This is a genomic window from Streptomyces lunalinharesii, from assembly GCF_039532155.1.
Lineage (GTDB): Bacteria > Actinomycetota > Actinomycetes > Streptomycetales > Streptomycetaceae > Streptomyces > Streptomyces lunalinharesii.
In genome coordinates this window covers 1-2,342 of the sequence record NZ_BAAARK010000100.1, presented here as the reverse complement: position 1 = coordinate 2,342, position 2,342 = coordinate 1, and the positions used below count along the sequence as shown (strand labels likewise).

1 protein-coding gene is annotated in these 2,342 nt (G+C 63.8%); it reads left to right on the top strand.

Annotated elements, in window-relative coordinates:
* A partial coding sequence (gene metH / locus ABD385_RS41070) for a methionine synthase (RefSeq protein ID WP_344585366.1) occupies positions 1 to 2,342 on the top strand: 2,342 nt, incomplete at both ends.

The window sequence follows — 2,342 nt, the reverse complement described above, 5'->3', positions numbered from 1 at the left end:
GCGTTGGCGGAGTACGACATTGCCGAGCGGGTGTTCGAGCTGTCGCAGGCCGGTGCGGCGATCGCGCGGGAGGTGGCGGATGAGTTCACCGCGTCCACGGGGCAGCAGCGGTTCGTGTTGGGTTCGATGGGGCCGGGCACGAAGCTGCCGACATTGGGGCACGTCGATTACGTGACGTTGCGTGATGCCTTCCAGGAGAACGCGGAGGGCATGATCGTCGGTGGTGCGGACGCGCTGCTGGTGGAGACCACGCAGGACCTGTTGCAGACCAAGGCCGCGGTGCTGGGTGCCCGGCGTGCGCTGGTGGCGACCGGCACCGATCTTCCGGTGATTTGTTCGGTGACGGTGGAGACGACCGGCACGATGTTGCTGGGGTCGGAGATCGGGGCGGCGCTGACGGCGTTGGAGCCGTTGGGCATCGACATGATCGGTTTGAACTGTGCGACCGGTCCGGCCGAGATGAGTGAGCATCTGCGCTATCTGGCCCGTCACTCCCGTGTTCCGTTGTCGTGCATGCCCAATGCGGGTCTGCCGGTGTTGGGCAAGGACGGTGCGCATTATCCGTTGACGCCGGCGGAGTTGGCGGATGCGCAGGAGACGTTCGTCGCCGAGTACGGGCTGTCGTTGGTGGGGGGTTGTTGCGGGACGACGCCGGAGCATCTGCGGCAGGTGGTGCAGCGGGTGCGGGGCGTGGCGCCGACGGAGCGTGTGGTGCGTCCGGAGCCGGGTGCGGCGTCGTTGTATCAGACGGTGCCGTTCCGTCAGGACACGGCGTATCTAGCGATCGGTGAGCGGACCAACGCCAACGGGTCGAAGAAGTTCCGTGAGGCGATGTTGGCGGGTCGCTGGGACGACTGTGTGGAGATGGCCCGGGATCAGATCCGTGAGGGCGCGCACCTTCTCGACCTGTGTGTGGATTATGTGGGTCGTGATGGTGTGGCGGACATGGCGGAGTTGGCGGGTCGGTTCGCCACGGCTTCGACGTTGCCGCTGGTGTTGGACTCCACCGAGTTGGAGGTGCTCCAGGCGGGGTTGGAGAAGCTCGGTGGCCGGGCGGTGATCAACTCGGTGAACTACGAGGACGGTGACGGGCCCGAGTCGCGGTTCGCGAAGGTGACGCGGCTGGCGGCGGAGCATGGTGCGGCGTTGATCGCGTTGACCATTGATGAGGAGGGTCAGGCGCGCACGGCCCAGAAGAAGGTGGAGATCGCCGAGCGGTTGATCGCTGATCTGACGGGGAACTGGGGGGTCTTGGAGTCGGACATCCTCATCGACACCTTGACGTTCACGATCTGTACGGGTCAGGAGGAGTCGCGTAAGGACGGTATCGCGACGATCGAGGCGATCCGGGAGTTGAAGAAGCGGCATCCCGAGGTGCAGACGACGTTGGGGTTGTCGAACATCTCCTTCGGTTTGAATCCGGCCGCGCGGATCGTGTTGAACTCCGTGTTCCTGGACGAGTGCGTCAAGGCGGGTCTGGATTCGGCGATTGTGCACGCCTCGAAGATCTTGCCGATCGCTCGCTTTGATGAGGAGCAGGTGACGGCGGCGCGGGATCTGATCTTTGATCGGCGTGCTGAGGGTTATGACCCGTTGCAGAAGTTGATGGCGTTGTTCGAGGGGGCGACGGCGAAGTCGCTGAAGGCGGGCAAGGTCGAGGAGTTGGCGGCGCTGCCGTTGGAGGAGCGGCTCAAGCGGCGGATCATCGACGGCGAGAAGAACGGTCTGGAGGCGGACCTGGAGGCGGCGCTTGTCGAGCGTGCGGCGTTGGAGATCGTCAACGACACGTTGTTGGACGGGATGAAGGTGGTCGGTGAGCTGTTTGGTTCCGGCCAGATGCAGTTGCCGTTCGTGTTGCAGTCGGCGGAGGTGATGAAGACTGCGGTGGCTTATCTGGAGCCGCACATGGAGAAGTCCGATGACGAGGGCAAGGGCACGATCGTGCTGGCCACGGTGCGCGGTGACGTGCATGACATCGGCAAGAACCTCGTCGACATCATCCTGTCGAACAACGGCTACAACGTCGTCAATCTTGGGATCAAGCAGCCGGTGTCGGCGATCTTGGAGGCGGCTCAGGAGCACAGGGCCGATGTGATTGGTATGTCGGGGTTGCTGGTGAAGTCCACGGTGATCATGAAGGAGAACCTTCAGGAGCTGAACCAGCGCAAGATGGCCGCGGACTATCCCGTCATTCTCGGCGGTGCCGCTTTGACCCGTGCCTATGTCGAGCAGGACCTGCACGAGATCTATGAGGGCGAAGTCCGCTATGCGCGGGATGCGTTCGAGGGTCTGCGGTTGATGGATGCGTTGATCGCCGTCAAGCGGGGGGTGCCGGGCGCCAC